This is a genomic window from Pontibaca salina (assembly GCF_016307205.1).
GTDB lineage: Bacteria > Pseudomonadota > Alphaproteobacteria > Rhodobacterales > Rhodobacteraceae > Pontibaca > Pontibaca salina.
This window is the reverse complement of the sequence record NZ_JAEIJD010000019.1, coordinates 1-15,849: the sequence shown is the minus strand read 5'-3', so window position 1 is coordinate 15,849 and position 15,849 is coordinate 1. Positions and strand designations below refer to the sequence as shown.

General features: G+C 53.4%; 17 protein-coding genes. 14 read left to right on the top strand and 3 right to left on the bottom strand.

All coding sequences use genetic code 11. The annotated features are described in order from the left end of the window. The first annotated feature begins 232 nt into the window (after positions 1–232). Both JAO82_RS13920 and JAO82_RS13915 read left to right on the top strand, forming a co-directional pair. Entirely contained in the window at positions 233–1,141 is a 909-nt protein-coding gene (locus JAO82_RS13920) for a D-amino acid aminotransferase (RefSeq protein ID WP_198686999.1), read from the top strand. Further along, entirely contained in the window at positions 1,138–1,866 is a 729-nt protein-coding gene (locus tag JAO82_RS13915) for a sulfotransferase-like domain-containing protein (RefSeq protein WP_198686998.1), read from the top strand. Before JAO82_RS13920 ends, JAO82_RS13915 begins: the two co-directional genes overlap by 4 nt. A gap of 2 nt (positions 1,867–1,868) precedes the next feature. Here JAO82_RS13915 and JAO82_RS13910 read toward each other — a convergent pair whose 3' ends face one another. From JAO82_RS13910 to JAO82_RS13900, 3 genes are all read right to left on the bottom strand, one after another. Then, positions 1,869–2,750 (bottom strand): FkbM family methyltransferase, encoded by an 882-nt coding sequence (locus JAO82_RS13910; RefSeq protein WP_198686997.1) that lies wholly within the window; start codon positions 2,748–2,750, stop codon positions 1,869–1,871. Continuing rightward, a complete protein-coding gene (locus JAO82_RS13905; RefSeq protein WP_198686996.1) occupies positions 2,747–3,499 on the bottom strand; it encodes a hypothetical protein in 753 nt (250 codons plus the stop codon). Before JAO82_RS13905 ends, JAO82_RS13910 begins: the two co-directional genes overlap by 4 nt. Before the next feature lie 368 nt (positions 3,500–3,867). Next, positions 3,868–4,773, bottom strand: coding sequence for a bestrophin family protein (locus JAO82_RS13900; protein ID WP_198686995.1), 906 nt, complete (start codon positions 4,771–4,773; stop codon positions 3,868–3,870). An 896-nt stretch (positions 4,774–5,669) separates the two neighbouring features. Here JAO82_RS13900 and JAO82_RS13895 point away from each other — a divergent pair. The 12 genes from JAO82_RS13895 to JAO82_RS13840 form a co-directional block, all read left to right on the top strand. Continuing rightward, the gene (locus tag JAO82_RS13895; protein ID WP_232897423.1) at positions 5,670–7,040 is read left to right on the top strand and encodes a transporter substrate-binding domain-containing protein; all 1,371 of its coding nucleotides are present in this window, start codon (positions 5,670–5,672) and stop codon (positions 7,038–7,040) included. A gap of 89 nt (positions 7,041–7,129) precedes the next feature. Next, a complete protein-coding gene (gene urtB / locus JAO82_RS13890) occupies positions 7,130–7,999 on the top strand; it encodes an urea ABC transporter permease subunit UrtB (RefSeq protein WP_198686994.1) in 870 nt (289 codons plus the stop codon). Positions 8,000–8,010: 11 nt separating this feature from the next. Beyond that, entirely contained in the window at positions 8,011–9,117 is a 1,107-nt protein-coding gene (gene urtC, locus JAO82_RS13885; RefSeq protein ID WP_198686993.1) for an urea ABC transporter permease subunit UrtC, read from the top strand. Between the two features lie 66 nt (positions 9,118–9,183). Then, on the top strand, positions 9,184–9,849 hold the full coding sequence (locus JAO82_RS13880) for an ABC transporter ATP-binding protein (protein ID WP_232897422.1): 666 nt from the start codon (positions 9,184–9,186) through the stop codon (positions 9,847–9,849). Positions 9,850–9,852: 3 nt separating this feature from the next. Further along, on the top strand, positions 9,853–10,554 hold the full coding sequence (gene urtE / locus JAO82_RS13875; protein ID WP_198686991.1) for an urea ABC transporter ATP-binding subunit UrtE: 702 nt from the start codon (positions 9,853–9,855) through the stop codon (positions 10,552–10,554). A 53-nt stretch (positions 10,555–10,607) separates the two neighbouring features. Next, on the top strand, positions 10,608–11,219 hold the full coding sequence (locus JAO82_RS13870) for a hypothetical protein (RefSeq protein ID WP_198686990.1): 612 nt from the start codon (positions 10,608–10,610) through the stop codon (positions 11,217–11,219). Then, positions 11,216–12,385: a transporter substrate-binding domain-containing protein gene (locus tag JAO82_RS13865; RefSeq protein ID WP_232897421.1), complete on the top strand. Its 1,170-nt coding sequence runs from the start codon at positions 11,216–11,218 to the stop codon at positions 12,383–12,385. Before JAO82_RS13870 ends, JAO82_RS13865 begins: the two co-directional genes overlap by 4 nt. A gap of 3 nt (positions 12,386–12,388) precedes the next feature. Continuing rightward, the gene (locus tag JAO82_RS13860) at positions 12,389–12,991 is read left to right on the top strand and encodes an ANTAR domain-containing response regulator (RefSeq protein ID WP_198686988.1); all 603 of its coding nucleotides are present in this window, start codon (positions 12,389–12,391) and stop codon (positions 12,989–12,991) included. A gap of 149 nt (positions 12,992–13,140) precedes the next feature. Continuing rightward, positions 13,141–13,227, top strand: coding sequence for a DMT family protein (locus tag JAO82_RS14500; RefSeq protein ID WP_198687000.1), 87 nt, complete (start codon positions 13,141–13,143; stop codon positions 13,225–13,227). A 242-nt stretch (positions 13,228–13,469) separates the two neighbouring features. Then, positions 13,470–13,769: a hypothetical protein gene (locus JAO82_RS13850; RefSeq protein WP_198686987.1), complete on the top strand. Its 300-nt coding sequence runs from the start codon at positions 13,470–13,472 to the stop codon at positions 13,767–13,769. Continuing rightward, entirely contained in the window at positions 13,762–15,174 is a 1,413-nt protein-coding gene (locus JAO82_RS13845; protein ID WP_198686986.1) for an amidase, read from the top strand. The genes JAO82_RS13850 and JAO82_RS13845 overlap by 8 nt, the downstream gene beginning before the upstream one ends. A 479-nt stretch (positions 15,175–15,653) precedes the next feature. Continuing rightward, positions 15,654–15,849 (top strand): hypothetical protein (locus tag JAO82_RS13840; RefSeq protein WP_198686985.1); only part of this gene is annotated, 196 nt, incomplete at its 3' end.

Sequence of the window (15,849 nt, the reverse complement as noted above, 5' to 3'; positions counted from 1 at the left end):
ATGATTTCAATCTCAGACATAAGCATGTGCTTAAGGCTATCCTTAAGCCTCCTTGGTCAGGCCAAGGTGTCCGGTCGAAACGGGGGCCAGTTCAACTTGCTTGTCTGCCCGTGCCGGGACCGGTTCCAACGTCTTCTCTGCTGCAGCCAATCGGGAGCTTTCCTGATCGTGGTGGGAGATTTCATTGGCACATGGGTCAATTTCAGGTTCAATGAGCCGGCAGGAGGCCCCTATGACAGATCATCAAACCACCCATCAAGCCGAGGAAGACGCCCGCAACCAATCGATATTGATTCATGTTGACGGCCAATTGAAACCAAAGGCCGAGGCTGTGGTTTCGGTCTATGATAGCGGCTTTATGCTCGGGGACGGTGTCTGGGAAGGTTTGCGCCTCTACAACGGTCATTGGGCCTTTTTGGACGAACATCTGGATCGCTTGTTCGGCGCCGCCAAGGCCATCGACCTTGACATAGGCATTGACCGCGAGGGCCTGATCGCTGCTTTGGAGCAGACGCGCCAAGCCAACAACATGATCACTGATGTCCACGCCCGGTTGATGGTTACGCGCGGGGTTAAGCATCGTCCATTTCAGCACCCCGCGTTATCGCGCACGGGCCCGACCGTCGTGATCATCATGGAACATTCGCAACCGAAACTGTCTCGTCCGATCCGGCTGGCGACGGTGCCACATCTGCGCGGTCTGCCAATGACCCAAGACCCAAAGCTGAACTCCCACAGCAAGCTTAACTGCATCCTTGCCTGTATCGCCGCCGAGAAAGCGGGGGCGGATGAGGCCCTCATGCTGGACCAACATGGCTTTGTGAACACCACGAATGCGTGCAACTTTTTTGTGGTCAAAAAGGGCGAGGTTTGGACGTCGACCGGAGATTACTGCATGAACGGGATCACCCGTCAGAAGGTCATCAACCTGTGCCATGCCAACGGCATTCCCTGCCATGAGAGGAATTTCTCGCTGGTCGATACTTACTCGGCCGATGAGGCCTTTCTGACCGGCACCTTTGGCGCCCAGACGCCGGTTTCCGTGATCGATGGGCGGACCATTGGCACAGGCGAAATCGGCCCGGTCACGCGCCGCCTTCGCGGCCTTTACAAAGCCCTTGTCGAAGGTGGCACCGCATGAACATCGCGATGTGGTCCGGCCCGCGCAATCTGTCGACGGCGATGATGTACAGCTTTGGCAACCGCCCCGATTTCGAGGCCATGGACGAACCCTTTTACGCAGCCTACCTCAAGGCCGCCAACATTCGCCATCCGATGCACGCGCAGGTCATGGAGACCCAAGAATCGGACCCAATCAAGGTTGCCGAGACCTGCGCGGCAGCACCCGTTTCTGCCCGGCACCGCTATATGAAACATATGGCCCATCATATGTTGGAAGGCATGCCGCTGGACTGGGCAAAGACCTGCATCAATATTCACCTGATCCGCCATCCCGCGCGGGTCATCGCCAGCTACGCCGCCAAGCGCGAGAATGCTACGCTATTGGATATCGGCTATGCGCAGCAAACCGCAGTCTACGAAAAGCTTGGTGGCTTGGTGATCGACAGCCACGATATTCGCGAAAGCCCCGAGGCCGCCCTGCGCAGCCTGTGTGCTGCCATCGATCTGCCTTTTTCTGTGTCGATGCTGCGTTGGCCGGCCGGCCCCAAGCCCTTTGATGGCGTCTGGGCATCGCATTGGTACGGGGCCGTGCACCGCTCTAATGGCTTCGCGGGGCCGGAAGGCATATTGCCACAGCTTGAGGGCGAAGCCGCAGATTTATGCGCACAAGCCCTGCCACATTACGAAGCGCTCAAAGCCCAAAAGCTGAAGGTCAGCCTTAAAAGCCGGTACGATAGTGCCTGACCTCAATTCCTGAGTTTCGCCTCGGGAATGAGCGAGAAATAGTCGTCGATTAGCACCGCTTCGATCTTTCCCCGCTCCAGTAATATTTCAAGCGCATGAAGGGTCAGATCATGGCTGCCAATGATTGCATCAGCAATTATCGCCAGTTTTTTTACTTGTTCAACGCTGTAGTTTTGCACCATTCTAAGGTCACGAACAAAGAAGGCGTCGCCGTCCACCGCCTGTGCAAATTCGCTTCGCTTCAGACGTTTTTTAAACCGTTGGGCCAGACAAACATGCTTCAGTGTGGCAAATTGCAAAAACTGAAAGTCCTGATTGCTTAATTCGCTTTCAAGTTCGCCCAGGCGCGGTTCAGCTTTGTATAAGGGGAACATACGAATTTCGGTTTGTACCACACAGGCCTCGGCCAGTTTTTGGCGACCGTATCTTATAATCGCCGCCTCGCTGCCTTGGACGTCGATTTTCAGGAAATCTACGATCTGCACCTCAGCGACCTGATCCAGTTTCCGGGTTTGCACCGGCTCTGACTTGATCAGAGCCATATCGGATGTGAAACCCAAATATTCCGCGCTCTTAGGATCGGCCGCGAAAACCGATGTGAAGCCTAGAGATTTATACAGGTTTAAATTCTGGACGCTGCCATCACCCAAAGCGTAAGGTAAATAGGTTTCCGAATCCGATTTTCGAGAATTCAGCGCATCCAAGGCATCTTGCTGGGGCTCAAACCCAACCACTTCAGCAAAGCCATGGTTTAGCAGTGATTGATAGGATGCTTCGCCTTCTATCAGGGGATTCGCACCGATATCCAGAATGCGAACCGGAGTCTCCGGGTTTAACGTTTCGAACAGTGTTCTCATTCGCTCAATCGCTTGCTTCTTGGTCACGCGCTTCCCTCGCTGTCGGAAACTTCTTTTGTTAATGTTTTTCTCATTGGCTTCGGTGCTGCGCGCAATATTTTGCGCAACCGGTGGCGTGTGTAGTTTTTCTCGCCCGTACGCAACCTGTGAACAACGGTGTCAAACATGACAACCGGATGATACAGTCGTCGCTCGTGAACATCCGCTGCCACCGCTTCGAATAAATGGGGTGGGTTGGTGTCGAATGTTTCCTTGCTTGCGAGGGCGGGCAACAAATCTTCTAATCGAGCAACCGAAAAACCACCGCGTTGCACAGCGCCAGCGAGAACCGCCTCGTCGTTCAGTTTTGCTCGCGGCGTCTTGAGCAGCGCCTCTCTGCGCAATGTACGCATTTCGTTCAAAAGTGGGCGGCTTATCCGGCTCAAGGGAAAAATACAGCCCCATGCAGGGTCCAGATCTAGCGCGGCCAATCCCTTGGAATATTTCTTGGGACTTGGTGTCGGCCCAAGCTGTGCGGCGATTGCATCGGCCCGACAGGTTTCAAACGCGGATAGTAACGGTTGCACCCCGGCCTCGGGCAGATACACATCGGATTCTATCAATGCGTAGTATTTATAGCGCGGAAAATGCGCGGCTGCGAGATAGTAACACATATCGCCGCAAAACCAGCCCCAGTTTTTCGGCAAACCTGTCATTCCGATAGCCGATAAAGCTTCCTCGCTTATTGTAATCTTAGCGAGCGGAGCGGTATCGGAAATCTGCTCACGTTCATCCACGACGGCGACCACCTGTGCATTGCCGATTCGGCGTAACCGCTCGGCCAAGATGCGGGCTAACGGGTCGAACTCCTTGGCCCGGATCAGGAATAAGATATTTTTCAACATGTTATAATACCCAGGTGGGACAATATGTTACAGGTCATAGGTGAGTTTTAGGCAGGCGCGGGGTCGCGATCGCACCGATGCGGGCAGACATCGCCGGGTTCGACAGTCGATGGTTCCTCGCCGGAGCTAGATCGGAGCTTCGATAGGTTTGTATGGGCCTCCCGGCAGTTCATTTGTCGCGTCTCTGAGGTAATCAAGGTACCATGGCTGAAACCTTACCTTGGAAAACGTGTATGTGAAATGCGCGCCCAGATGTCGTGTCACGTCAACACATGGTTCACCGGAGCCCTTTCGGCGGGCGCTTCGCGACCCAGCGCTTCAGACACTGAAATCTCAACTGTGCGGCACATGGCGTCCAATGGCAGCCCGTTCTGGACCTTGCGAAACGGCAGTTCCAATTCATTGGTGACCGATTGGAGGCCAAAAAACACATAGGCAACGATTGCCACAAATACCGGGGCGAACCAACTTGTGGAGTCGATCAGGGCGAAGGGCAGCAACCAGCAGTAAAGATAGGTCGTGCGCCGGACCAGCAGAGAATAGACAAAGGGCAGCGGCGTTGTCACGATGCGCTCACAGCCGGCTTGGGCCTCGGCCATCGCCGATAGGGTCTGTGAAATGGTCATCTGGCCAAAGCCGCTGATTGCATCTTTTTCAATCAATCTGCCCACCTGGTCCGCCATCGACCGTAACGCTGCATCGGCGGGGTTCTGTTGCGCCATCATCGCTGTGGTTTTCTCTTCACCGATCCAGGGAACAACATCGGTGCGCACATCGACGTTGCGCAAAAATCCACGATGAAGATGGGCAAAAGCGACAGCACAGGACAGGATGTGTTCGCGGTCTGCGCCGTCGCCGACGAACAGGCACAGGTGCCGCCCCAAATTGCGCACATCGGAGATGATGGACCCCCAAAGCTTGCGGGCCTCCCACCACCGATCATAGGCTGCATTGTTGCGGAACCCAAGAAACAGCGACAGCGCAACGCCGAAGATTCCCATAGCACCGATCGAAATATGCGGTAATGTCACCACATGCTGATCTATCAGCAGGACAATCGCCGACAACAAGGCGACACTGATGATCCTGCCATAGATTTTTGGCACGACCGAGCCTTGCATGACAAAGAACAGTTTAAGTGACGATGGAGATTCTCTGACGATCATCCAAATATCCTTCTTAGTATCGTTTTTCGAGGCGTGTCATCTTAGCTCAAGACTTCGATGGCGCAGACCCGCAGAAGCCGCACTTTAGAGTGTAGGCATACAGGCGAACAGCTGACTCAAGGTATGAACTAAGAGAAGCTTTTGGTTTAAGTGCCTAGGTTAATTGGGGTTTGTCAAAGGGATCGTCCGAAGATTACTTGCGGCATCTCTGATTTCATCGCCGTTGTTTGGCTTGACCGTTCCGAAATGTCAGATCGGTCATAGGCGGGATCAGCCCGCGCCGCTTCGTCTTGTTAATCGTTTTCAGCATGTCGCCAAGGTGGATCAGATCCTTGTTCGTGGTAATTGTCGCCAGTCCTTTGCCCAAGATGCTTTCAAAGCACCAAGCACCAAGCATTGGCGTCTAGCATGTCGTCGCCGCTGATCTGATCCAGAGCCTTATCGCCCGCGACGATAGGGGCACAAGACCTATCGCTATTGGTTGAGAGGTCGGCGCGTGGATGGACCGCCTAGGCCGGACCGGCGTGCGCATCTCGATGGATGGGAAAGGCCGGTTCCTCGGTAACATCTTGATCGAGCGGCTATGGCGGACATTGAAATATGAGTGCGCCCATCTGCACGCGCTGGCGGCGGATAGGAGGTAAAGACGGGGATCCGCAAATTGGATGACTTTCTACAATCACCAATGGCCTCGCTCAGCCCTTGGCGGCAGGCTGCCAGCTTTGGTTTGTGTACAAGGAAATGAAACGACTCACCCTGATCAGCAGGTAGAAGGGGTAGCTAAATTTGCGCCAGATCCTGCCCAGCGGTTGAGGGAAGCTCAATTAGGTGTTGTTTAACAATGGACAACGGCGGGTTAGAATAAAGTTGCGTGGACTGGTCGGTCGTGCAATACTTTGTTACGGGTTCAGTATCGAACTCGCAATTATACACGAGCAATAAAGCTCTCCGAACACAGCAGCAAGCTGTGGCGGAGAGCTTTTTTAGTTTTAAGATGCTCAAATAGTCGCAGGGAGAGCGATATGAAGAGACGGGATTTTTTGGGACGTGTCGGCGCAGCTGGCACTATGGGATTAACTGGTGCGCTGTCGGTTCCCGCACTTTTGAGCGGCAGCAGACATGCTTACGCAGCCGGTGACGACATTCCAATTGGTGTGCTGTTTTCATTGACCGGTGCTGTTGCCGTGGTCGAGCATACGCTGCACGACGCGGCCTTGATGGCGATCGCTGAAATCAATGCGGATGGCGGTGTGCACGGCAAGCAGTTGCGCCCGATTGTCGAAGACCCGGCATCGGATCCGGCGACCTACGCTGATCGCGCGCGACGCCTGATGATCCGCGACAAATGCGTCAGTGTTTTCGGATCCTATACATCTTCCAGCCGTCAAGCGGTTCTGCCGATTGCCGAGCAGCGCAACAACCTTTATTGGTATCCGACGCTTTACGAGGGCCGCGAATGTTCCCGCAACATCATGTATGGCGGGGCACTGGCCAATCAGCAGCAGGATATTCTGATCCCCTGGCTAATCGAAAACTTTGGCAAAAAGTTTTACATGATCGGCAATAACTACGTTTATCCGAAAGAAGAGAACAACTACTGCCGCATCCTGCTGAATGAATTGGGCGGCGAGGTGGTGCATGAAGAATATGTGCCGATGGGCCATTCTGATTTCAGCTCGGTTATCAACCGGATCCGTGCCGAGCAACCAGACGTAATTTTTTCGACCCTCGTGGGGGACTCTGACGTGGCCTTTAGCCGCCAGTATCACGCGGCCGAACTCAATCCCGACAAAATGCCGATTGTCAGCTTGACGAGGTCCGAGGTCGAGGTAAAGGCGATCGGCGGCGAAGCTGCGGCGGGCCACTTCTCGTCAGCGCCATATTTCATGGGACACGAATCTCCTGAGAATGAGAGATTCGTCGAGAACTACAGATCTCGGTATGGTGGCGATCAGGTTACCCATTTCGTTAGTGAGGCAGCCTATTTCCAGATCTATCAGTTCAAGGCTGCGCTAGAGAAGCTTGATCCTGACAACATCACCCCAATCGGTATCCGGGATGCGGCGATGGGCATGACGATGAAGGCGCCCCAGGGTGAAATCCTGATTGATGACAACCTGCATACGCATCTGTGGCCAAAGGTTGCCCAATGGCAGGCCGACGGCCAGGCGAAGGTAATCCTGCAATCCGAAGAGCGGGTTACACCAAAGCCTTACGCGGCTTACCCGGGTCAAGAATGCACTGGTGAGGGTCTGGTTAAGGCCTGACGCGGTTTCGCCATCTCTTGACCTAAACCTGGAAATTCCAACAGCGTCCGGCTCACTTCGTGAGTCGGGCCAAGCGAAGGGGCTGTCCGATGGACGTAGTCTTTAACCAAGTCTTCGCGGGGCTCAGTTTTGCCTCAATTCTGCTTATCATCGCCCTAGGTCTTGCCATCATCTACGGTACGATGGGCGTTATCAATCTGGCCCACGGAGAATTCGTGATGCTGGGGGCCTATGCGACATGGGCGCTTCAAACATATGCGGGTCTGGGGGTGGTCACCGCGCTACCGCTGGTGTTTCTTGCCGTCGCGGCCGCGGGCTGGATCATTGAAAAAGTAATCGTACAGCGTCTCTACGCAAGGCCACTGGACACCATTCTGGCAACTTGGGGCATCGGGATCATCATTCAACAGGCAGTTCGCCTCGGTATCGGGCCGGATTCGCGCTTCGTGCAGGGACCGCAGTGGTTGACCGGAAATCTCCAGATCGGCAACTTGGTGATGTCAAATTACCGCCTGTTCGTAATTGCCTTTGCAATTTTCATTTTGGGCGCGACGTGGCTTTTGATGACGCGCACCGAATTTGGAATGAAGTTGCGTGCGGTTATTCAGAACAGAAACATTTCTGAATGCTACGGCATTAAGGCCGAGAAAGTTTATTCCGTGACCTTCGCCTATGGGGCAGGGTTGGCCGGGATCGCGGGTGCGCTCATTACACCACTGTTCAGCACTATTCCCACGATGGGTACGGGGCTCGTTGTGGATGCATTCCTGGTGGTGATCGTTGGGGGGCTTGGCAGCCTGATGGGCACTGCTGCAGCGGCGATGTTGATAGGTGAGGTTACAGCGCTCTTCTCGATTGTGATGAACGACACACTCGGACGCATCGCGGTTTTAGCGGGAATAATTCTGCTAATTCGTTTTCGCCCACGCGGCCTTTTTCCTTCTGATACCCGCCGTTGAGGAGCTAGATCATGAATTCCAGAATTTCATATGATGTTATCGGGTTTGCGCTCTTCGCGGGGGTGATCCTATTCGGTGTACCTGCGATCTTAGGCTATGATGCTTTTGAGCTGAGCACTTTTTCGCGCTACCTGAGTCTTGCCATTGTATCAATGGCGCTTGCGCTATCTTGGGGGACGGCAGGGCTTCTTAATCTTGGGCAGGCTGCAACCTTCGGCATGGGCTCCTATGCGATGGCGATGCACCTCAAACTCAAGGCCAGCGGCGAGAGCCTGCCGGACTTTATGGGGTGGAACAATGTCGACACGCTACCTTGGCTATGGGTGCCGTTCCAATCGCTAACCTTCACCTTGCTGGCGGGGTTTTTAATCCCGGCTGGTGTAGGGGGATTGATTGCCGTATTCATGTTCCGAGCAAGGATTGCGGGCGTGTTCGTGGCGATCATCACCTTGGCCTTTCTGGTTGCGTTTCAGTTATTAGTGATTAACCAGCAAGGATTTACCGGAGGGCAGAATGGTCTGACAGGACTGGCGCCGCTGGAGATCTTTGGTTGGGTTGTCGATATCTACAGTGTGTCGTTTTACTACCTTGTTAGCGCATGTCTGCTGGTGGCGCTGACCCTTGGGCTTTATCTGACACATAGCAAGTTTGGGCTGGTTTTGCGGGCGATCCGCGAGGATCCCGAGCGCACCCGATATTTTGGCTACAATGTCGCCAGTTACGAGACGCTTATATTCTGCATTTCCGCTGCGCTCGCCGGCTGGGCCGGAATGCTTTATGCGCTGGTTCTGGAGTTTGCGTCGCCCACTTACATGAGTGTTTCATTCAGCCTTGCGATTGTGATCTGGTGCGCTGTGGGTGGCCGAGAGTCCGTACTGGCCGCGGCTATAGGGGCCATTCTGGTTAACTTGGCCGAAGGACGGCTGTCAGACGTCTTTGTTGAGGGCTGGCACCTGATTTTGGGAGTCATGTTCCTGTTGGTCGTGATGTTCATGCCTCGGGGCATCTACGGGTTGATTGTCGATGCGGGCCGCGCACTGAAGCGCCAAGGATCCCGCGCAGAGACGGTAGAGTACAACCCGCCTGACGCCTTGCTTAGCCAAAATCGGGAGAGCTGAAGTATGTCACAGCTTCAAGTTAAAGATTTGCAGGTCCAATTTGGAGGCCTGCGCGCAGTTGACGGAATGAATTTTGATGTCGAGAAGGGCGAGATAATGTGCCTTTTGGGGCCGAACGGGGCCGGCAAATCGACCACGCTGGATCTGATCTGTGGAAAAACCCAGCCAACGGGCGGATCGATCCTGTTTCAAGGCACCGAGATCTCTCGGATGCTGGAGTTCAAGCGCGCCCGCCTTGGCATTGGCCGAAAGTTTCAGGTGCCATCGGTCTACAAGGACCTGACCGTCGTCGAGAACCTGTCGGTTGCGCGCTCGGCAAGGCCAAGCGTCTTGCACAGCCTAACCAGCAGAGCGGTTCGCCGCAGCGCACGAGTAAAAGAAATTCTGGATATTGTCGGACTGGTCAACAAACAGGACGAAGCTGCCGGCAACCTTTCGCATGGAGAAACTCAGTGGTTGGAAATTGCGATGCTGATCGCGCAGGATAGCCGACTTATCCTGATGGATGAGCCAACAGCAGGCATGACCATCCAAGAAACTGACCGTACCGCAAAGATTTTTCGCAAGCTCTCCGCAAATCATACGCTGATTGTGGTCGAACATGACATGTCCTTTGTACGTACCGTGGCCGACCGAATTATCGTCATGAATCAAGGCAAGAAACTGGCAGAGGGGTCCATTCAGGAAATCGAAGCGAATGAGGCGGTGAAAACTGCATATTTGGGGCATTGAGAGATGGAAAAACTGACCGCGAACAATCTTTATTCCTTCTACGGCAAAAGCCCTGTCCTGCAAGGTGTCTCCCTGGAGCTGAAGCCGGGAGAGTTTCTTTCGGTGCTTGGCCGCAATGGCGTCGGCAAGACGACCCTGCTCAAGAGTATTATGGGACTGACCGATAGTTGCCGGGGCGAGCTCAAATTTGGAAATAGCGATCTGCTGAAATGCAGCACGCCACAGCGTGCGTTGCACGGGATCGGTTATATCCCTCAAGGACGTGAAATTATCCCGCGCTTTACCGTACGCGAGAATATTCTGATGGGTACCTTTGCCCGCGCCGACGGTAAGCGAGAGATTCCTAAGTATCTTTTCGACATGTTTCCTATCCTAAGCGATTTTATTTCGCGCCGGGGCGGGGATTTGTCGGGCGGACAGCAACAACAGCTGGCCATTGCTCGCGCCCTGGCGATGGATCCCAAAATCCTGATGCTGGACGAGCCGACCGAAGGCATTCAGCCCAATATTGTCAAACAGATTGAGGATGCGATCATCCAGCTCAACCGTGAGCGGGGCCTCGGTATCATCCTGGTCGAACAGAACGTGCCATTCGCGCGGGCGGCCTCGGACCGCTTTCTTGTACTCGATAAGGGGCGCGTCGTTCTCAGCGGCGCCTCTTCCGAGCTGACCGACACCGTCGTGGAACAGCACCTGACGTTCTGAAAAGGAAAGATTATCAGCCGCCGGCAAAATTCGGCACCAGATAAGGACTTGATATGAGACTGGGAGGTGTTTCAAGCAATGACCAAACCCGCAGCGTCGCAGTTGCAAATTTTATGATGCCACGCCTAAATACCCGCGTGGAAGTGCAGGGGAGCGCCGTCGCCATCCTTGGTGACGAAGCCGAGATCCGGCGCGACTGCGCGATGTGTGGGACTGATTTGAATACACTGGCACAGGAGCATTGCGCAGCCTCCATCACGAGCGCTCGGCCGGGCTATGGAGAGCCGAAAAAGGGCGTTGCTAGCTTTGTTCAGGGGAAGGTTGAAGCCACGTGCAACCCACCAGATATCGCGCTGCGAGACGCGTTGGGAAAAGCTGGCAACGAGGTGATTTTGGCGCGTCTCAATCACAGCCTTTGCAAGCACGATATCGCCGTGACAAAAACCGTTGCTGTTCGCGAATGCCTATGCGAGCGTGCGATTGATAAGCGTTTCGGTGTGCGCGGACTTGGGCACGCTTCCCGACGGCACCTTGAACTGCCCCTAGCCAACCTCCTGTTGGAACGCAGGATAAAAAATAGCCATTATGGCGGGGGCGAAGCCGTAAACCTGATTAGGGAGAGAAAAGACGCGGGATCACCATTTATTATGTTTGGAGAAGGATGACAGTGTTGAGCACTCAGGGCAGCTGGAGGGTTGGAATCCTTTTTGCGACGTCGGGAGTAACGTCAATAATTGAACAATCACAGCTCAACGGGACGCTTTTGGCGATCGATGAAGTTAACGCTCGCGGCGGAGTTCGCGGTCTCCCCATAGAGCCGGTTAGCTACAATCCCGATTCGGTGGTGGCGTACTATGGCGAACTGGCTGAAAAGCTGATCGTGGAGGATAGGGTCTCGGCGATCTTCGCCTGCTATATGTCATCTGCGCGTAAAGCAGCTCTGCCAGTGGTTGAACGGCGCAATGCGCTGTTTTTTTATCCCACCCCTTATGAAGGGTTCGAATGCTCGCCCAATGTCATTTATGGCGGAGCGACCCCAAATCAGAATAGCGTACCCTTGGCGAACTATCTGTTGAACACGTTTGGCAAGCGCATTTTCTTCGTGGGGTCGGACTATATTTATCCGCGCGAATCTAATCGAGTAATGCGCAACGTATTGCATCAAGGCGGCGGCGAAGTTGTGGACGAACGTTATCTGAGCTTTTACACTGATACGGACGGCTTCGACGAGCTGGCCCGTGAGATTATTGAATTAAAGCCAGATGCGATTTTCTCGACTGTTGTGGGGCAGATGTGTATTGATTTCTATCGGGCTTATCATGCCGCGGGTGGCGATGGACGTGTCTGCCCGATTGCCAGCCTGACAGCCAATGAAGCCGAGATCGCAACCATAGGGCCCGAGGCCGGCGTCGGCCATATCACCGCCGCCCCTTATTTTCGAAACATCAATTCATCCGCGAATCGCAAGTTCCTTAAGGCCTACAGAGCGAAATTTGGCACAGTCAGTGATGTCACGAGCTGCTGCGAGGCGGCTTACAGTCAGATGCACATGTTCGCCAATGCTCTTGAAGAGGTTGGTGAAATGGATACTGATCTTTTGCGTGAGGCACTTTTGGGTGCAACCTTCGATGCGCCCCAGGGGCAAATAAAAATAGACCCCGATAACAATCACACGTACCTTCAATCACGTATTGCGCAGGTGGACAACAACGGGGAGTTTATCGTTGAAAGTAAGGTGCGGCGCGCTCTCAAGCCTGACCCCTATCTGGTATATCCGGGCATCCATGATTGGAGCTTCCGGACCCAGAAGGTGGTTAAATCTCCCCAGTGAAAAATGAGTGATTTTGTCCGGGATTTTAGAGATCTTCACGTACTGATTGTTCACCCAAGGGACAGCAGTGCAGAGGATCTTTTACAGCAGGTGAATCGGATCGGATGTAATTTTGATAGCGTCTGGCCCATTCCAAAAGTCTTGGAGAAAAAGTTTGATCTGGTTTTTGTCGACGTTACAGATCAGCCATGTGCTCAGATAAAATCATTTCTTAACAGCAACGGTGGTGAACTACCGACGGTGATACCGGTAATCGGCTATGAAAACCCCTCAGCTTTGGAAGCGGTCTTTAAAATAGGGGCGCATGCGGTCCTAACCAAGCCGGTGCGCGCGGCGGGTGTGCTTAGCAGCATGCTTATGGCTCGGATGCATTGGGCAGAGCAGAGACGGTTCCAGAAAGAAATGCTCAAGTTGCGAGATCGATTGGACAACTTTCAAAAAATCAACGACGCAAAATTCATCTTGATGCGACACCACACTATCGACGATAAAGAAGCCTACGCTGTAATCCGCAAGCAGGCCATGGCCAAGCGCACGACCGTGTTTGAGATAGCGCAGTCTATCATTAACGCTGATGGCATACTGAGAAATATCGGAGACATTTAGCCAGCGAAAATAGCATTGATGGCATAAAGCATATGCATACTTCGGCGACAATATTAAGGCTCTGCGCAAGATGCTAAGAGCAGAAGTGGCGGTGATCCGCGACAATAGGTACTCCTTGCTATTCTCCTTTTGGTTTTAAGATCATCTAGATGAGTTTGGCTTGGTATAGCCATTTGAATTGCCGTGGCAGATCAAAAGCATTATTTGCTCTGGTCAGTTGGGAAATCGCTTTTTAAGTACTGCCTGGCGGCTTGCGCCAAAGGAATAGGCCCTCAAGCTTACCCGAGTGTTGCATTGAGGATCACTCAGAAAACCATTGGGTTATCTGGTTTTCATGGACACGGTGCTGGGCAGCGGGGCCATAGGGATGAAACAAAGATCGCCGAGATCAGTATCTTATCGCGCGCTCTGGCACCTCTCGCAGATGAATGTCGGATTTAGGACTTTAAGCTTGATTTAGTTTTCCGAATCGGACACCATGATTTTGCACCTCAGCATTGAGGTCATTTACATAAAGGCAAAAAAGCCTTCAAGATTTTCGGATCGGCCGGAAATCTTGAAGGCTTTTTTGCGTTCTAATCAAGTGGAGGATACGATGAGTTTACCGATCAAAGACGTTCTAGCGGCGAAGGGTATCACAACGTCGGGCGATAGCCTGGCAAAGCTTGAGAGTAAGTGGAAAGAGTTCGAAGATCTGAAAGGGTCACTCGAAGGCGCGCCCCTCGATGATTTCGATCTTGCTCTGAAAAACACGGCGGGAGGAGATCATCATGGATAAGGATCTTTTGAAGAAAACGGTTACCGAGCTTTCGGGCTTAATTAAAGATAAGGAAGTTTCCCCGGTAGAGGTTACCCAGAACCTTTTAAATTACATCGATCAAAGCAACAAGGATACCAACTCTTATATCTCCGTGACTGCGGACAGCGCAATGGCGCGCGCCAAGGAAGCAGAGCAGGAAATCACATCAGGCAATTACAAAGGTGTGTTCCATGGCGTGCCAATTGCACTGAAGGATAACATCTATTTCGAAAACGAAGTCACGACGATGGCATCGAAAATCCACAAGGATTTTGTTTCGAAGGACGATGCAACAGTTACCGCACGTTTGCGGGATGCTGGGGCGGTATTCACTGGCAAACTTAACATGCATGAATATGCGTGGGGTATCGACAACGACAACCCGCATTTTGGTGCCGTTCATAACCCGTGGAACCCTGAAAAGGTACCGGGTGGTTCAAGCGGTGGCTCGGGTGCCGCGGTTGCCTCGCACAGCACCTATTCTTCGCTTGGAACAGATACCGCCGGGTCTATCCGCATACCGTCATCGGCCTGCGGTATCGTCGGCCTGAAGCCCACGCATGGACGCGTCAGCAAATATGGTATTTTTCCGCTGGCGTGGACGCTCGATCACGTCGGCCCCATGTCGAAATCCGTCGCCGATGCCGCAGCCATGCTGACCGCGATCGCGGGCTTTGATGGCCGCGATCCCACCTGCGCCAACGTTCCGGTCAACGACTATCTGAGCGGTCTGAATGGCAACGTCAAAGGCCTTAAGATTGGCGTCAATGAGGAATATTTCTTCAAAGATGTTGACGGTCCTGTTGAAAAGCTCATTCGCGATCGGATTGCCGATCTGGAGAAGCAAGGCGCGATCGTCACGACTGTTTCTATTCCTTCTTTGCGCAATGCGGAATGGGTGGAACTGGCGACAAGCCTGTCTGAAGCATCGGCCATCCATCATAGCGACATGCAGACTAGACCGGATGATTTCGGTGCCGACATTCGCTTCTTGTTTGAGCTGGGCGAATTGTTCACTGCCGTGGATTACCTGCAAGCCCAGCAAGCGCGCCGTCAACTCAAGCTTGAGTTTACTGCGGCCTTGCAAGAAGTGGATGTCCTGATTGCTCCGACGCTGCCGTTTATTTCTCCGAATATTGGCGATGACAAGGTGAATATTAACGGCAAGCAGGTGGACTTTATCGAGAACTGCATCCGATTTACCGGCCCAAGCAATTTGACCGGATTGCCGGCCATGACCGTGCCTGCCGGCGTGGTAGGTAATATGCCCGTAGGCCTTCAAATTATCGGGCGCGCCTTCGATGAGGCGAGGGTGCTCAATGTCGGCCTGGCTGTTGAAGAGATGAAGCCGTTGGGTGATCATCAGCCCATGCTGGCACCTTAATATCAACGTGATGCCCAGCTGTTAACGTCCAAAGCTGGGCATCCGTCTCTTTCAAAAGGCGGATTTTGGGTCGGCATCAATCCACAAACTATTGCCAAATCTTGCCCATATCAGCGAGATTCTACATCTCGCGTTTGCTTTGTCAGGTGGAATGTCGGCGATGGGTTTTGGTAAGGCAAAAACGAGGTAGAAATACCGAACAGGCAACGGCCATGCCTTTCGCACGGTCGGCGTGTCCCTTGATATGCCCACCGAATGCCGTTATTTGGCTGCGCTCGATTGAGGTTGTCACTTTCAATCAGTGCAGGCTGATAGTGCCTGCGTTTGCCGCACGCCGTCCAGTCAGTCCGCCCAACGTCCAGCGCTGACCAACAAGGCCCCGTTAGATGTCATGGCGATAGTCGGGGCCAATTATCATAGTCGGCGGATTAGGTTACGTCAGGTTCTCACATAGCTACATAATAGAATAGGTGATCTTTATGTCCACACCCCCTACGTTCGACAGTTACCCTCAAAAGCCCCACGGAGGGGTGCTGGTCAATCAGGTCGTGTCGGCTGATAAGCGGGATGAGCGCATAGAATATGCGAAAACATTGCCAGCGATCCGTGTCGATTTGGAAGCGGTCATTACCATCGAAATGATCGCCACCGGGGTGCTTTCGCCCAACACGGGGT